This window comes from Streptomyces sp. NPDC059917, from assembly GCF_042730635.1.
GTDB lineage: Bacteria > Actinomycetota > Actinomycetes > Streptomycetales > Streptomycetaceae > Streptomyces.
The window spans coordinates 50,548-66,002 of the sequence record NZ_JBHWLC010000031.1 but is presented as its reverse complement, the minus strand read 5'-3'; the positions used below and the strand labels follow the sequence as shown (position 1 = coordinate 66,002).

At 69.8% G+C, this 15,455-nt stretch carries 13 protein-coding genes; 10 read left to right on the top strand and 3 right to left on the bottom strand.

Features of this window, described 5'->3' with window-relative positions; all coding sequences use genetic code 11:
- The first annotated feature begins 40 nt into the window (after nucleotides 1–40).
- The 6 genes from ACFWAR_RS19665 to ACFWAR_RS19640 all read left to right on the top strand — a co-directional run bounded on the left by ACFWAR_RS19665 (nucleotide 41) and on the right by ACFWAR_RS19640 (nucleotide 7,833).
- Nucleotides 41–280, top strand: a complete 240-nt coding sequence (locus ACFWAR_RS19665) for a chaplin (protein WP_385778773.1) — start codon at nucleotides 41–43, stop codon at nucleotides 278–280.
- An 806-nt stretch (nucleotides 281–1,086) separates the two neighbouring features.
- A complete protein-coding gene (locus ACFWAR_RS19660) occupies nucleotides 1,087–2,640 on the top strand; it encodes a DUF4331 domain-containing protein (RefSeq protein ID WP_385778771.1) in 1,554 nt (517 codons plus the stop codon).
- Nucleotides 2,641–2,724: 84 nt separating this feature from the next.
- Nucleotides 2,725–4,068: a tetratricopeptide repeat protein gene (locus ACFWAR_RS19655; RefSeq protein WP_385778769.1), complete on the top strand. Its 1,344-nt coding sequence runs from the start codon at nucleotides 2,725–2,727 to the stop codon at nucleotides 4,066–4,068.
- Complete coding sequence (locus tag ACFWAR_RS19650) at nucleotides 4,065–5,735, top strand: sulfite exporter TauE/SafE family protein (RefSeq protein ID WP_385778768.1); 1,671 nt, start codon at nucleotides 4,065–4,067, stop codon at nucleotides 5,733–5,735. The genes ACFWAR_RS19655 and ACFWAR_RS19650 overlap by 4 nt, the downstream gene beginning before the upstream one ends.
- Before the next feature lie 190 nt (nucleotides 5,736–5,925).
- A complete protein-coding gene (locus ACFWAR_RS19645) occupies nucleotides 5,926–6,243 on the top strand; it encodes a hypothetical protein (protein ID WP_385778766.1) in 318 nt (105 codons plus the stop codon).
- A 612-nt stretch (nucleotides 6,244–6,855) separates the two neighbouring features.
- A complete protein-coding gene (locus ACFWAR_RS19640; RefSeq protein ID WP_385778764.1) occupies nucleotides 6,856–7,833 on the top strand; it encodes an L-threonylcarbamoyladenylate synthase in 978 nt (325 codons plus the stop codon).
- Nucleotides 7,834–7,852: 19 nt separating this feature from the next.
- Here the strand turns inward: ACFWAR_RS19640 and ACFWAR_RS19635 are convergent, their stop codons facing one another.
- Together ACFWAR_RS19635 and ACFWAR_RS19630 are read right to left on the bottom strand one after the other, a co-directional pair.
- Nucleotides 7,853–8,494: a carbonic anhydrase gene (locus ACFWAR_RS19635; RefSeq protein ID WP_385778762.1), complete on the bottom strand. Its 642-nt coding sequence runs from the start codon at nucleotides 8,492–8,494 to the stop codon at nucleotides 7,853–7,855.
- A gap of 464 nt (nucleotides 8,495–8,958) precedes the next feature.
- Nucleotides 8,959–9,768, bottom strand: a complete 810-nt coding sequence (locus ACFWAR_RS19630) for an aminoglycoside phosphotransferase (protein ID WP_385778760.1) — start codon at nucleotides 9,766–9,768, stop codon at nucleotides 8,959–8,961.
- Between the two features lie 672 nt (nucleotides 9,769–10,440).
- On the opposite strand from ACFWAR_RS19630, the gene ACFWAR_RS19625 reads away from it, so the two are divergent.
- Nucleotides 10,441–10,971, top strand: a complete 531-nt coding sequence (locus ACFWAR_RS19625) for a hypothetical protein (RefSeq protein WP_385778758.1) — start codon at nucleotides 10,441–10,443, stop codon at nucleotides 10,969–10,971.
- A 679-nt stretch (nucleotides 10,972–11,650) separates the two neighbouring features.
- Here ACFWAR_RS19625 and ACFWAR_RS19620 read toward each other — a convergent pair.
- Complete coding sequence (locus ACFWAR_RS19620) at nucleotides 11,651–12,445, bottom strand: hypothetical protein (protein WP_385778756.1); 795 nt, start codon at nucleotides 12,443–12,445, stop codon at nucleotides 11,651–11,653.
- A 323-nt stretch (nucleotides 12,446–12,768) separates the two neighbouring features.
- Between ACFWAR_RS19620 and ACFWAR_RS19615 the strand changes: the two genes are divergently transcribed.
- The 3 genes from ACFWAR_RS19615 to ACFWAR_RS19605 all read left to right on the top strand — a co-directional run bounded on the left by ACFWAR_RS19615 (nucleotide 12,769) and on the right by ACFWAR_RS19605 (nucleotide 15,452).
- On the top strand, nucleotides 12,769–12,957 hold the full coding sequence (locus ACFWAR_RS19615; RefSeq protein ID WP_385778754.1) for a hypothetical protein: 189 nt from the start codon (nucleotides 12,769–12,771) through the stop codon (nucleotides 12,955–12,957).
- 484 nt (nucleotides 12,958–13,441) lie between these two features.
- The gene (locus ACFWAR_RS19610; protein ID WP_385778752.1) at nucleotides 13,442–14,998 is read left to right on the top strand and encodes an alpha/beta hydrolase; all 1,557 of its coding nucleotides are present in this window, start codon (nucleotides 13,442–13,444) and stop codon (nucleotides 14,996–14,998) included.
- A 40-nt stretch (nucleotides 14,999–15,038) separates the two neighbouring features.
- Complete coding sequence (locus tag ACFWAR_RS19605) at nucleotides 15,039–15,452, top strand: hypothetical protein (protein ID WP_385778750.1); 414 nt, start codon at nucleotides 15,039–15,041, stop codon at nucleotides 15,450–15,452.
- The last annotated feature ends 3 nt before the right edge of the window (nucleotides 15,453–15,455 follow it).

Sequence of the window (15,455 nt, the reverse complement as noted above, 5' to 3'; positions counted from 1 at the left end):
CGGCGCTCACGCGCTGCTGAACCAACAAGGAGAGCCACCCATGTCCCGTGTTCTGAAGAGTGCAGGTCTCACGCTCGCGGCAGTCATCACCGTTGTCGGCGGCGCTGCCGCCGCGTCCGCCGATGCCGGAGCCTCCGGCGCGGCGATCGGCTCGCCGGGCGTGCTGTCGGGGAACGTGATCCAGATCCCCATCCACATCCCGATCAACGCGTGCGGCAACAGCGTCAGCGTCATCGGTCTGCTCAACCCCGCCTTCGGCACCACCTGCGTCAACAGCTGAGGCGCATAACCCGGATCGCACCGGCCGACCGTGTGGCCGGTGCGCATCTGCATTCCCCTCAATTTCAGACGGGCCGCCCCAGTTGCCCTCCAGACCAAGAGGCGGAACAAGGGAGATTGGCCAGTCGTAGTCATCTACATGTTGGTGATGTGCAGTGAAATTGGCGGAAGGAGTCGCGTGATCTCTCTTTACCTGCGTGAAGAATCGTTCCTCTCGGAATTCTTTCTTGATTTCAAGACCTGAACGGGAAGCGTGGTGAGTCGGGATGTATCGGGCTGGGTTGGCTCTTCAGGTCCCCTGGGTTCCTTGGGCCCCTTAGGTCTCTTAGGTCTCTTAGGTCTTTTGGGCCGCAGGCTTTGTGTGGCATGCCGGAGCGTCTCGATATGGCCTGTGAGCTGTGACTGCTCACCTCTGGGTATCAGCAAGAGGCTTGTTGCGAGAGGGTTGCAATAACAGTTCGCCCCCTGATCGGCCTAGCGTCCGGTCGGCGTGTTGCGGCAATTAATTCCGTCCTCATTTTCCCGTCGAACGGCTGTGGTCAGGCACTTTGCGTCGATGGCCGCGTGATGCTCTTGAGACGCCCACGGAGAATCCGTCACGTGTCGTGTCGGAGACGTGCTTTCCTTCCGTCTGCCCGGTCTGAGCGCAAAGGCGCTGCGCGGGGTCGGCGGGCCTTGCTGCTGCTGATGCCTCATGGACGCTTTGTCCGACCGAGTGGTCACCCCCTCACTCCCCACCTGAATGACCCCTGTCCGGCCGTGCCGGTGTGTACGGCGGGCAGGGGGTCGCAGTCGAGAGGATCAGCTTTGAAGCCCATCTCCACACGGCCCCGTTCGCGTCGTGTGCTCGACCAGTCCCTCCTCGTCCTGGGCGCCGGTGCGCTCGCGACGGGCCTCGCGGTCCTGACGCTGGCCCCCGGGGTCAGCGCCGCCTCCAGCCACCGCGAGGCCCCGCTCATCGCGGGCGACCCCCGCGCGGACAACACCGACGTGTACGCCTTCACCAGCCCCGACAAGCCCGAATCGGTCACGCTGCTGGCGAACTGGATCCCGTTCGAAGAGCCCAACGGCGGTCCGAACTTCTACGCGTTCGGCGAGGACCTCCGCTACAACATCAAGATCGACAACGACGGCGACGGCGTCTCCGACACCACCTACACCTGGCGCTTCCACAACCAGGTCCGCGACGCGGCCAACCAGTTCCTCTACAACACCGGGCAGGTCACCTCCCTGACCGACCCGGACCTCAACTTCCGCCAGGTCTACGACCTCGTGCTCTCCCACGGCGACGAGAGCAAGGTCCTCCTCTCCAACGTGCCCGCGGCCCCCTCCCGCGTCGGCCCCGCGTCCATGCCGAACTACGCCGCCCTGCGCAACCAGGCCGTCCGCAACCTGCCCGGCGGCGGCAAGACCTTCGCCGGTCAGGCCGAGGACCCCTTCTTCGCCGACCTGCGCGTCTTCGACCTCCTCTACGGCGGCAACCTCTCCGAGCGCGGCCAGGACACCCTCGCCGGCTACAACGTCAACTCCGTCGCCCTGCAGATCCCCAAGAAGGACCTGGCGCTGAGGGGGAACCCGGGCCGCAACCCGGTCGTCGGTATCTGGTCGACCACCGACCGCGAGGGCGTGCAGGTCTCCGACTCGCGCACCGCGCACCACGACAAGTGGAAGCAGGTCTCGCGCCTGGGCAACCCCCTGGTGAACGAGGTCGTCGTCCCGCTGAAGTACAAGGACGCCTTCAACACCCTGAACCCCGACCAGGACCGCACCGTCCAGCCGGTCGTGGACAAGGTCCTCGACCCGATCCTGCCCAAGCTGATCCAGCAGGTCTACGGCATCCCCGCGCCCGCGACCCCGCGCAAGGACCTCTTCGAGATCTACCTGACCGGCATCTGCAAGGCCTGCGGACCGATCAAGGCGGACCTCAACGCCCACAGCCTCAACAAGGACGCCAAGCGCCGCGACATCGTCCCCGCGGAGGAGCTGCGCCTGAACATGGCGGTGCCCCCGACCGCCAATCCCAACCGCTACGGCGTCCTCGCCGGTGACCTCGCGGGCTTCCCCAACGGCCGCCGCCTGACCGACGACGTCATCGACATCTCCCTCCAGGCCGTCGAAGGCGCCGCCCAGAGCGGCCAGCTGATCCCCGCCCTCGCCGACGGCGACAAGGTCAACGCCAACGAAGTGCCCTTCGGCGCCTCGTTCCCGTACCTGGCCCTCCCGCACACCAAGTCCGTCAACAGCGGCCCGAACGCACCCGAGCGCTCCGGCACGAAGAACGCGGCGGCCCTCGGCGGCCTCGGCACCCTCCTCCTCGCCGCGGGCGGCTACCGCCTGCGGCGCGGCCGCAAGACCAGCTGACCCACCCACTCCGGGCGGGAACCACGGGAAGACCCCGCGGTTCCCGCCCGGAACCCCCATCACGCATCCACCGGGGAGGACCCCGTGCACCGGCCCGAAGACCAGCCCGCCCCCTCGATCCGGCACCGCAGACACCTGCGCAACACCGCGATCACCATCACCCTGGGCGTGGTCATGTTCACCGCCGGCGCCACCGGCCTCACCCCCACCGGCGCCAGCACGCCGCACACCCCCGCATCAGCGTCGTCCACCACGGGTCCGCCCCGCGGCATCGAAGCGCTGCGCGCACGCGTCAAACGGCTACCGAAGGATCCGGTCAGCTGGGCCGACCTCGCCATGGCCCTGGTCCAGCAGGCCCGCACCACCGCCGACCAGGCCACCTACGCCCAGGCGGAGAAGGCCCTGCGCCACTCGCTCACCCTCCAACCGACCGGGAACCTGCACGCCGAGATCGGCATGGGCGCCCTGGCCGCCGCCCGCCACCAGTTCCGAGACGCCCTGACCTGGGCCCGGAACGCGGTCGCGACCAGCCCCGCCACCCCAGCCGCCTACGGGGTCCTGGCCGACGCCCACACCCAACTCGGCCAGTACGAGGAAGCGGAGAACGCCGTCCAGAAGATGGCCGACCTCCGCCCCGACAGCGCCTCCCTGGCCCGCGCCTCCTACACCTTCGAACTCCGCGGCGACACCGGCCGGGCCAAGACCCTGATGGAACGCGCGCTGCGGGCGGCCGGCACACCGGGTGAGCGCGCCTTCGCCCACACCCATCTGTCCTCCCTCGCCCTGGACAGCGGCGATGCGGCGACCGCTCTGCGCCAGGCGCAAACCGGGCTGGCCATCGCGCCGCGCGACACGGGCCTGCTGGAAGCCCGGGCCAAGGCCCGCGCCGCCGCAGGGGATTCGGGCCAGGCGGTCGCCGACTACACCGCGGCGATCGCCGCGGCCCCGCTGCCGCAGTACCTGCTGGGGCTCGGCGAACTCCAGCAGTCCCTCGGCCGACAAGACCAAGCCGATGCCCAGTACGCGGTCCTGCGCGCCCAGGAGACGCTGCGCCGGGCCGCCGGCACGCCCGCCGATGTCGACGCGATCCTCTTCGAAGCCGACCACGGCGACCCCCGGCAGGCGGTGACCATGGCCGAAACCGCCGTACGGGAGCGCCCGTTCATCGCGGTCCACGACGCCTACGCCTGGGCCCTGCACCGTGTCGGCCGCGACGGGGAGGCCCTCGCCGAAGCGGAGAAGGCACTTGCCCTCGGGACGCGCAGCGCCCTCTTCCACTACCACCGCGGCGCCATTTACCAGGCCCTCGGCGACGCCACGGCCGCCCAGCGCGACCTCGGGCAGGCGCTGGCCACCGCCCCCTCCTTCCATCCGCTGCACGCCCCCGCGGCGCGCGAAGCGATCCGGCGAATCGACGGCACCCCATGAACCCCACCACCTGCCGGCGCCTGGCCGCCGCCCCGCTCGCGGCCACCCTGCTCACCCCGCTGGTCCTCTTCGCTGCGGCCACACCCGCGGCCGCGCATCCGCTGGGCAACTTCACCGTCAACTACGCGACCAGCCTGACCCTGCGCCCCCGGGCCGTCGAGGCCGAGATCGTGGTCGACCGCGCCGAGATCGCCACGGCGCAGGAGCGCGCGCTCATCGACCGGGACCAGGACGGAGCCGTCACCGCCGGCGAGCAGCGCGCGTACGCGGACCAGGCCTGCGCCGTGCTGGCCGGGCAACTGACCGCCGACGCGGGCGGCGCGAGCCTCCACTGGACCCGGGAGGCGGGCGCGCTGACCTTCCACACGGGCGAGGCCGGGCTCAAGACCAGCCGCCTCACCTGCGAACTCGCCGCCAACATGGACCTCACCCAGCCTTCGGTGGTCCACATCGCCACCCACTACGACACCCAGCGCATCGGCTGGCGCGAGATCACCGCCCGCGGCGAAGGCCTCGCCCTCACCCACTCCACCGTCCCAGCGGCATCGACCACCGACCACCTACGCCACTACCCGCAGGACCCGCTCGCCGACCCGCTCGACCAGCACACCGCCGAACTGCGCACCGCTGCGGGCCGAGGCCCCGCGGCCCGGATCCTGCCGCCTGGCCTGCCCGGTGCCGGCCCCGTCACCTCCGTACTGAACAAGGTCGCCGCGCTCTTCGACAGCCTCGTCGGCAGCCACGAACTGACCGTCCCCGTAGGCCTCCTCGCCCTGCTCCTTGCCGTGATCCTCGGGGCCTCCCACGCCGCGCTGCCCGGCCACGGCAAGACGATCATGGCCGCCTACCTGGCCGGCCGTCGCGGCACCCCGCGGGACGCCGTCACCGTCGGGGTCACCGTCACCCTCACCCACACCGCAGGAGTCCTCGTCCTCGGCCTCCTCCTCCCGCTCGCCACCCACCTGGCGGGGGAGACCGTCCTGGCATGGCTCGGCCTCGCCAGCGGGCTGCTCGTCACCGCCATCGGAATCCAGCTCCTGCACTCCGCCCTGCGCGGTCACGGCCACCACCACGGTCACGGCCACCACCACGGTCATGGGCACCACGGCCACGGTCATGGGCATCACCACCACGACGATCATGATCACGGACGTCCTGGAGACCACGGGCACAGCCACGACCCGCTGCCCCAACTGCCCTCCTCGCGGCGGGATGCCGACACCGCGCCGGTCATCGGTACCACCGCGGTCCTGACCAAGACCACCGCCGCACACGACCATCACCCCCGCGGAGAATCCGACCACACCCACACCCACACCCACACCGACGTCCCGGCCCCGCGCCGACGCTGGGCTCTGATCGGAGTCGGTATCGCCGGCGGTCTCGTCCCCAGCCCTTCCGCCCTGGTCGTGCTGCTCGGCGCCGTCGCGCTCGGGCGAACCGCCTTCGGGATCCTCCTCGTGATCGGCTACGGCCTGGGCATGGCCGCCACCCTCACCCTCGCCGGGCTCCTCCTCGTACGGCTGCGTGAGCGGATCAGTGCCCGAGCCGCCCACAGGGCCTCCGCCCACGTGAAGGCCCTCGGACGCATCGGACCCGCCGCGTCCTCGGCCCTCGTCCTCCTGGTCGGCATCGGCCTCGCGGCCCGCGCCCTCACCAGCCTCTGAGCAAGACAGCCGCAGCAACGTTCAGAACTGCTGTACCGGCACGGAAATCCAACAACTACCCAATGCACACCAATCCGGAAAATATGGGGCGCCGAATCAGAGGGTGGAGGCGTGAGCCGAGCGCTCACGGCGTCAGGTCCCACAGGGCCTCGGGGCGCAGAGGCGAGGGGGTCCGAAAGGAAGTGCTGCGATGACCGCAAGAGCAAGGGGACGTGGTCTGGCCGCCGTCGTTCTGGCCGCTGGTTTCGGTGTGGCGGGCGTGGGCGTGGCGGGGGCCGCGCCGCAGTCCGACCACCGTGACCACGGGGTGTCGGCGACGGTGACCTCGCGGATCGAGCTCAATGTCCGCCAGCACCCGTGGACGCACTCCCACGTGGTGTGGAGCCTGTCTCCGGGAAGCCGCGTCACGCTCGGCTGCCAGCAGGACGGCTGGTACCACCTGGCCGACCATTCCGGCTGGGTCGACGCCCGCTACGTCCATGCGCACGAGTGGGTGCGGTACTGCTGACCGGGGCGGAAGGCGGGATCATCTCTCGCTGTCGTAGTTCTTCCCGTCATGCCCGGTCCGCGCGCGGGGCCCGCACCGGAATACGCGGGCCCCGCTTCGTCAGGGTTACCGCCACCAGGACCCCTGCTCTGGTGACCTGCCTCTGCCTGGCAGTCCGTACCGGGACCTCCGCGCTCTGCCCTGGACAGGGTGACCGCAGTGACCCTCGCCCTGTGTTCGCGGGCTGCGTGCAGCGGGAGGGAACCCCGAGCTCGCTGGGCTGCCACAGCCGGCGGCGCAGTGCCTCGCGCCCGAGCAGAGTGATCAGGGGCGCGTCTGCCGTTGCGGCCTCGCTGCCGTCCCAGGCACGCAGCCGTACCGGAAGCCGCCCTTCGAAAAAGTGGCCGAGAGATCGGCCGGACGGTCGGCTGCGGGCATCATCTGATGGGCCACCCTCTCTCGAGGCCACCGACGAACCTCGGCCTCGGACTCGGCCCGGTCCTGCCCGGCGCACCCGCTCGCGTGAAACGTGCTGTCCCGGGTCGGCATCATGAGGGCCACAGGGCGTGCTCTCGCGCTCATGAGGCGAGGAGAGCACCGGCATGAGGGCGCACAAGGGAGAGGAACACCAGGGTGACGGCAACCATCGCTGACATCGAGAAGGCGGTCGCTGTACTGCGCGCCGGGGGCCTGGTGGGCCTCCCGACCGAGACCGTGTACGGCCTGGGCGCCGATGCCGAGGCCCCCGCCGCCATCGCGCGGACCTTCCAGGTCAAGGGGCGCCCACCCTCCCACCCGCTGATCATCCACATCGGCGGTGCGGAGAACCTGGACGACTGGGTCGAGTCCGTTCCCGCGGCGGCGCGCACGCTGGCGGAACACTTCTGGCCGGGGCCGTTGACCCTGGTCCTGCGGCGTGGCCCCCGCGTGCCGCTGGAGGCGACCGGCGGACTGGAGACGGTGGCGATCCGGGTGCCCGACCACCCGGTCGCGCTCGCCCTGCTGTCGGCGTTCGGCGGCGGCGTCACGGCACCGTCCGCCAACCGCTTCGGCGCGGTCAGCCCCACCAACGCGGACCACGTCCGAGCGGAGCTCGGTGACGGGGTCGACTTCGTCCTGGACGGCGGCCCCTGCCAGGTCGGTGTCGAGTCGACCATTGTCGACGTCACGGGCGACCGCCCGGCCATCCTCCGGCCCGGCGGAGTGACGCGCGAGGACCTCGAAGCGGTGCTGGGAAGCCACGTCGCGGTGCCATCGACGGGACGTGTCCGGGTGCCGGGCCAGCACCCGTCCCATTACGCACCCAGTGCGCGGGTCGTGCTCGTCGAGCCGCACAAGGTGGTGGCCGAGGCCGAGCTCGCCCAGGAGCAGGGGCACCGGGTGGGCGTACTCCTTCCGCCCTCCGGGGCCACCACTTCGGTGCGGGCCCACGCGGTCCTGGCGGTCCCCGGTGCCATGGCCGCCTACGCGCACGGGTTGTACGGGTTCCTGCGTGAGCTCGACCGGCGGGGGTGCGACCTCATCGTCGCGTCCCTGCCGGCGGAGGAAGGACTGGGACTCGCGATCGCCAACCGGCTCCGCAGGGCCGCGGGGCCCCGCCCCTCCGCGTGAGCACCCACGGCCCGGGCGGTCAGGACGAGGCGGAGACCGCTGAAGCCAGACCACGGGAGGCCACGAGCTGCGCGCTGCCGCCGGCCAGCCGGTAGGACAGGCCCACGATGGCGAGGCGGCCCGCGGCGACCCGCTCGGCCAGGACCCTGGAGCGCTCGAGCAGCAGATCCACGGTCTGCTCGATGTGCTCGGCGAGGATCTCCTCGGCCGTCTCGCGTCCGGCGGCACGGGCTGCCAGCACACTGGGGGTCACCCGTTCGACAACGTCCCGGACGAAGCCGCCCGGCGTCTGCCCGTTCTCCAGCGCAGAGCAGGCCGCGGCGACTGCGCCACACGAGTCGTGGCCCAGGACGACGACCAGCGGCGCGTCGAGGACACCCACACCGAATTCGATGGAACCCAGGACTTCCACGCCGGCGACATGTCCGGCGGTGCGCACCACGAACAGGTCGCCCAGGCCACGGTCGAAGATTATCTCGGCGGCCAGCCTGGAATCGGAGCACCCGAACAGCACGGCGAAGGGCCGCTGGGACGGTGCGGTCTCGGCGCGGCGGGCGGCATCCTGGTTCGGGTGCTCAGTGGTCCCTGAGACGAAGCGCTGGTTACCGGCCATGAGCAGCTCGAAGGCATCGCTGGGCGTCGGCATCTGGATCTCGGTCATGGCCGCAGCCTACGAGCAGCCACCAGCCGTTGCACCACCTGGCCCCGCCTGGTCGGATGACGATGCCGACGTGCGCCCCGCCCCCAGGCACCGGGTCACTGAGCGACGCTGACCACGAGGTGGGTGCCGAGATCCTCGTGCACATCTCCCCGGCCCGCAGATCGGTTCTCGACTACCGCTCCGTCACCGTCGACCATGAGGACGAAATGCGCCCAGGGCTCGGCGACGGCCTCGGTATGGTGCTGGCAAGTACAGGCCCAATCAGCGGGCGGTGTCCTTTCCGTGCTGCATCCGCTGGCGGGCGCCCTCACCGAGAGCGGTGAGCACGCCGGCGACGACGGTTTCGATGGTCGCGAAGACGATGACCTTGCCGCCCCTTCGCCTGGACGAGTTCGGCGATGGCGAGCTCGTCCGGCTCGTAGCACCGGCGCGACTGCCTTGCCTCACCCCCCGGCCGCCCTGCCCTACGGAGTCGCCCAGTACGCCGCCCACGCGCGTGCGGCGGCGAGGGTCTCGTCCAGCTCCGTCACCCCGCGCTTGTGCCAGTCCTCCCATGACCGGGCTTCGGCTTCGGTGAGGACCGCCACCGCTCTTCGCGGGGCCGCCGCGAACGCCGGAATCATCGCCGTCCACCGGGCCGCCTGCTCCGGCGTCTGTCGGCCGTCGAGCACGAGACGGAGCCCCCACAGCGCCGCGTCGAGCCACGCGGGTCCGCGCATCGCCCATGCCCAGTCGATCATCCAGACCCGGCCGGAGGGTTCGGTCATGAAGTTCGTGGCCGCCGGGTCGGAGTGCACCAGCCGATCCCCGGTGAGCAGCGGTTCGTCGGCCGGGTCGCAGTAGTCGCCCCATCGATCCCACGCGGTCAGCCGCACCACATCCGGTGCCGGGGTCTGGCTCAGGTTCCGCAGAACGGCCGCGACCGACTCCAGATGATCGCCGTCGTCGCCGAAGTACGTCCACAGCGACGCGTGCAGGCCCTCGAAGCACAGCAGCAGCCAGCCCCCTGCCTCCTCCTGCCACAGAATTCTGGGAGCGCAGTCGGGCAGGAACGGGTTCACTGCCGCTTCCGCCCGCAGCTCCCCGATCCGCTCGTGGCCCAGCGGCAAGCCCTTGATGAACACCATGGAGGTGCCCGGCTTCGGCCAAAACCACGAAGCGAGAGCCGCACTGTCTCCGTTGGCGACCTCGACTCCCGCATGCTCGTGCCCGACACGTGCGGCGATGGCCGCCCGGGCCTCGTCGGGAAGGTCCTCGAACAGGACCCGGTCCACGCGCACGGCCGATCAGGTCCCGGGCCGCTTGGGCGGGTTCTGCGGGTCATTCGGCGGCATCGGCGGGTCTTTGTCCGGACCGGTAGAGGATGGAGGACGCCCCGCAGGCGGCTTCGACGGTGGCGGGTTCTTGAGCTCGGAGAACGTCATCAGCTCGGAGAACGTCATCGTCATACGGGGAAGGTACGGCCGCCATCCAGGCTGCGCCGGGGAAACCGCCGCTTTGGCACAGAACCATCCGCCAGGTGATCGGGAGTCCCCAACGGCAGCTGGGGGCTTCGAGGCTCAGCGAGCGCGTCCAACTGCGCCCGGTCGAGACGGTCGCGGCGGCCTTCTGTGCCCGCACGGCCTTCTTCACGCCGAGCTCGCCGAGTCTGCGCTGCTGTCCGCACACCAACTGCCTTAACGCGCCTGGACGGTGGCCGTCGCATTGGTTGTTGGGCCCGGATGGCTGACGAGCCAGACGATTGTCCTGTTGACGTCAGGTCGGAGGAATCAGCAAGCGGAATTTCTCGCTCCACCTCAAATTTTCATCAACATTGTTGAGCGCCCGCTTATCCCTGGATAGTGTCGAGGAGTTAGCAGGGATCAATTCACCGCAAATCCGGGACCAGCCGGACGGGCGGACGATAATCCTTAGTACTGCCGTGCTAGATAAATGGGGGATTTCGAATGTTTAAGATTTCTAAGGGGCGGGCCGCGTTGGCCGTCGCCTCGGTTCCGGTCCTGCTCATGGCGGTTTCCACCTCGGCGCAGGCTTCTAACAACATCGTCTGGCGGAGCAAGGCGACCGGCGGATGTATCCGAGTGTTCAACAACAACGCAATCGACACGGACACAAAGGCCGCGCTCCATTGCCAGTCGGCTGGAATACTCAACGGGAAGCACTCCAGCACCAGTTGGAACGACTCGCAGAGCAACCTGAAGGATAACTCGAGTAATCGCTACTGGAAGATGACGACCAACGTCGGCGGCTTCGGTAACGGATCCTGCCTTTCCAGCTGGTACCCGGACCAGAGTGGTATCGGAAACGTCTACATCGAGGGCTGCTCCGGTGAATACAACCAGCAGTGGGAAGAGAACTGGAAGGGCGACGGGATGCAGCTCGTGAGCCGACTGACCGGACTCTGCCTCGACAGCAACCACGACGGCAGGGTGTACACCCACCCCTGCAACGGCAGCGACTACCAGGTGTGGAAGTAGCCGAAACCCGTCGCCGGTGAGCCCCACTCGGGTCCGCCGGTACCCGGCACCGGAACCGGCCGTGCCCTGACTTCATGTCACGGGCACGGCCAGTCTGCCGGGCTGCGGTGTCACATTCCCCCTGGAGCCCGTGTCGGCGACGGCCGGGGGAGGCTGGTTGTTTCGCCGGGATCAACGACGGCGCGGCGTCATCGCTGGGGTCGAGGCGGGCCTGCTCGCGGGTCCGGCGAGGTGGCGTGTCATGCCCAGTCCACGCCCAGCTTCGCGAGGGCGGCCAGGCCCCGCTGGAACGCCTGCTGCGCCTTGCTCCTTCGCCCCGAGGCTGGCCGCAGGGGCGGGAGCGGGCGTCTGGTCGGGCTGCACGCCCAGCGCGGTCAGCCGTGCCTGCTGTTCGGGCATCAGCCGCGCCCAGTTGGCAGGCCTGGCCCTGCTGCGCATGCTGAAGCAGCACGACTGGCCGCCCAGGCAGCACGCCGTCGACGCCCTGGTGCTCCTGCTCCTGCAGACGCAGCTCCGGCGCGGCCCTAGCGCACCGTCGCCTTGCGGGGTGGCGGATCCCCGGACGGCCGCGCCAGGGGCGCCGGGCGGGCGTCCGGCCGAGGACTCGCGGAGGCATCCGTGAGCCCTCGCCGGGATTCCGTGCGAGCGCCGCACGACACGGGGACCTGCTTCTCACGGGTTAGCAGGTCTTGTCCGGGTGGTCATGGGTGATGGCGCAGATCATCGCCTGCGCCCGGCCGTTGTTCGGGTACCTGCGCTGGAGCTCGTCCTTGAAGTCGTTCCACTGGCGGGTGATGTCCTTGACGGCGCCGTCGTAGGCGCGGTCGAAGTTATGACCGACGGCCGAGCGCGGGGTGTCTTTGGTGTCCTTGTTCAGCACTCCGTCGTGGGTGACGCGGTTCGCGCAGTTGGACACCGTTCCGGTGTGGTCGCGGTCCGGGTAGCAGCCGGTCGCCAGGTCGTGCGGGAGGTGCCCGGTGGCGTCCTTGGCCCAGTCGGCCCGGCTGATGGAGCTGTAGCGGGCGATGGAGAAGAACGCGGGCAGGTCGGTCCTGCCCAGGCCCGGAGGGTTCTTGACGCCGATGGCGCCCGGGCCGGCCTGGTCGACCCAGTTGCTGTGGGCGTAGAAGTCCTCGATCTGATGCCAGCCGCGGCCCAGGTCCTCCAACACCTCGCACTTCGCCCGTCCCGGCCGGTCGTTCCAGTCGCAGGCTGGGGAGATAGAGGTCTGGGCGGCGACGACGTGCCCGTTCGCGTCGACCAGCCGGTCCGCGGCGACCACGGCCCGCTTGAAATTGTGGACGGAGCTGTCGATGCAGTCGATGATCTCGGCGTCGGCCTGCTCGCGGGTACGGGGGTAGCGGCTGTCGTACCGGGGGTCGAGGTAGTCGGCGTTGTCGCAGTGCAACTTGCCGATGCCGAAGTACTCGCCGTGGTCGTTGGCGACGATGGCGCCCGAGTTCCCGTCCGCCATCGCCGTCAGTGAGGCCGCGTGCCAACCCGCGGCCCCCAGGGCGGCCCGGGTGATTCTCTCGTGATTGCCGCCGCTGAAAGCCTGCGCCGGTGTCGCGACGCCTACGGCGACGGAACACAGCAGCGCGACGCAGGCGGCGCCGGGAACGCGCAGGCGCTGCCGACGGGAAGCGGGGCGGGGATTCACAGGCTCTCCAGGTGTGCGCTGGACGTCTTGGGCGGCGGGTGGCCGGGTAGGCGCGGCGTCCCGTCCGTGCGCGGATCCACGGCGAAAAAGCTGACGAATCGCCATGTAATCCGCAGCTCGTACGCATGCTAACTGTCATGTCAGCCTCACGAAAGGCCGCCTGGCCCGGCGAAGGGGGATGCATGGCGGGTGCTGAGGGGGCGTTGGAGGCCCAGGAGCGGTTGCGTGCGATCGGTGCCGCCTACCTCCAGGACCTCGCGGCCCGCCGCGAGAACGATCAGAGGCCCGAGGACCCTGCGGAGGACCCGGTGTCCGACGAGCGGTGACCTGACCTCCCGTTGCGAGCGGCGGCTCAGGCCCACTCCACGCCGAGCTCGGCGAGCTGCGCGAGTCGTGCGATGGGCTGCTCTCGGAGATCCAGGTGTGGGCGCTGGCCACTGCCCCGGTCTCCAGCTGCGTCACGATGTCGTCGCCCCGCTCGCGTCCGATCCCGACGGCGGCCAAGGCCTGGAAGGCCGTGAAGCGCGCCGCCGTGGCTCGTGGCTCGTGGTGATGGTGGCTGATGCGGGCCAGTTTCTGACCGTGCGCGTCGGCGCCCGGCTGCTCGGTGGACCCAGGGTGCCTCCCTTGCCTGCCCGGGTGCGGTGGGCGAACCACTCTGCTCCGTTCAGAGGAACTGTGCTTGGGGTCGCCCATTGCTGTGGACGCGGGGGGTACTGCTCTGCCGGGGCGCAAGCAGGCGCCCAACGGTCGAGAGGTGTGAGCGTGAGTTTCGTCATTGGTCGACGGCGATGGATGTACCGAACGGCATTGGCGCTCGTCACCCTGCCGGTCTGGGCCGGCTGTCCCGCCGGGGCTCTGGCCGTTTCGTCCCCGGCGGTGCAGGCGCCGCCCGTGGTGTGGGAGGAATGCCCGCAGGACGCGTTGGCAGCCCTTCCGAAGGACGTCGCCCCGCAACTCATGCGCTGTGCGACCTACGACGTCCCTCTCGACCATGCGCATCCCGACGCCGGAACAGTGCCGCTGGCCCTGATGAAGCGCAGCGCCAAGGGACCGGGGGAGCGGATCGGCTCGATCCTCACGAACTTCGGCGGCCCTGGTGCCGCGGGCTGGGGCGCTCCGGTCGTAGCCGAGTACTTCTTCTCCGCGCCGGTACTGGAGCGCTTCGACATCGTCGCGTTCGACCCGCGCGGCGTGGGCCGCAGCATGCCCTTGCGCTGTTTCACCTCCCAGGAACAGTTCGACGCGGTCGATGCCAAGCTGATGCGGGACCCGGTCACCGTGCAGCAGCTCTCGGACGAGAGCGACGCCCTGCGCGTCCAGGGCAACCTGTGCCGCGAGAATGCCGGACAGCTCCTGGCCCACATGTCCACGGCTGCCTCGGCAAGGGATCTGGACCTGCTGAGGCAGGGAGTCGGCGATGAGAAGCTGACCTACTTCGGCGTGTCCTACGGGACGTTCCTCGGCGACACCTACGCGAACATGTTCCCGGACAAGGTCCGCGCGATCGTGAACACCGGCAACGCCGACCCCGGGCTGCGCTCCTCGGACGGGACGCGTTACGAGCACGACCGCGCGCTCAACTACGAGGACGTCCTGGCCGCGGTGCTCCAGCGCTGCAAGGACGTCGGTGAGCCCGGGTGCCCCTTCGGAGCCGGTGACCCGCGCCACAAGTTCGACGCCATCCGCGACTACCTGCGTTCTCATGCCGACTCGGCCGTCAAGACTGCCGACGGCACCAGCGTCACCCTCAACTCGTTCGTCAACGACCTCTACAACAGCCTTCCCGACGCCACCGCCTACGGCGCACTCGCCGGACGCTGGCAGTCCCTCTACAACGCGCTGCCGGCAGAACCCAGCCCGAAGGCGAAGGCCGTCCGCAGGAAGATCACTGACACGCCTTTCAGGGGCAACAACGCCAACCCGGCGGTCAACTGCAGCGACATGCCCTTTCCCCGCGACGCGGACAGCCTTGCCATGCTGGCAGACGGCTGGGAGAAGGAAGCCCCCACGTTCGGCCGTCCGCAGGTCTTCAACGGCCTCAACCAGTGCTCGACCTGGCCCTACACCTCCGCCCCCGGCGACGACGTCTACCGCGGGCCCTGGGACACGTACACCGGCAGCACGCCGATCCTCCTGGTCAACGCCCTCCATGACCCGGCCACTCCCCACTCCTTCGCCCAGAATGCCGCCCGGCAACTCGGCGCTTCCGCGCGGCTGCTCAGCGTGGACGCTTTCGGGCACGGTTCCATTTCCCCGGCGGAGAGCACGTGCGTGACCGCCCACATCACCGCCTACCTCCTCACCACCACCGCTCCCGCCCCGGGTACCACCTGCACCGACGTCGCCCAGCCCTTCACCCCCTGACCGGCCTCCAAGCCGCCGCAAGGCCCCTGAGCCGGTCACTGTGGCCGGGCACCTGAGCGAGGCGCTGAAGTACTTCTACGAGACGGCCGGGGAGTTGCCGCCACGCCGGTGGCAGGCGCGCAGGTGGGCGGGGCGCACGCCGTCGACGACACTGTGCTCCGTACAGATCGCCGCCCGCGAGCCGTACTACCTGCGCCTCAAGGAGTCCGCGGACGAGCGCGGCGCGATCCGGCGCCAGCGCCCGGCCCGCGAAAGAACTGCCGCGGATCTACCGGAAACTGACGATCACAGTCCGGCCCGGCGACCTCGGCAGCGCGACAAGTTCAGCCAGGACCGGCACTACCTCCACCCCAGCTGGCAGGACGCCTACCGGCCCGAACGTGCGGACATCGAAATCACCGCGAACGGGCTCTCTCCGCCCCAGCCACCACCGATGGTCCAGACGAGCGCCTGACAC

Excerpts from the sequence above, each read along its gene's own strand:
- ACFWAR_RS19665 (WP_385778773.1), top strand. The coding sequence starts at position 41 with ATGTCCCGTGTTCTGAAGAGTGCAGGTCTCACGCTCGCGGCAGTCATC.
- ACFWAR_RS19650 (WP_385778768.1), top strand. The coding sequence starts at position 4,065 with ATGAACCCCACCACCTGCCGGCGCCTGGCCGCCGCCCCGCTCGCGGCC.
- ACFWAR_RS19645 (WP_385778766.1), top strand. The coding sequence starts at position 5,926 with ATGACCGCAAGAGCAAGGGGACGTGGTCTGGCCGCCGTCGTTCTGGCC.
- ACFWAR_RS19635 (WP_385778762.1), bottom strand. The coding sequence starts at position 8,494 with ATGACCGAGATCCAGATGCCGACGCCCAGCGATGCCTTCGAGCTGCTC.
- ACFWAR_RS19625 (WP_385778758.1), top strand. The coding sequence starts at position 10,441 with ATGTTTAAGATTTCTAAGGGGCGGGCCGCGTTGGCCGTCGCCTCGGTT.
- ACFWAR_RS19620 (WP_385778756.1), bottom strand. The coding sequence starts at position 12,445 with ATGGCGGACGGGAACTCGGGCGCCATCGTCGCCAACGACCACGGCGAG.
- ACFWAR_RS19615 (WP_385778754.1), top strand. The coding sequence starts at position 12,769 with ATGTCAGCCTCACGAAAGGCCGCCTGGCCCGGCGAAGGGGGATGCATG.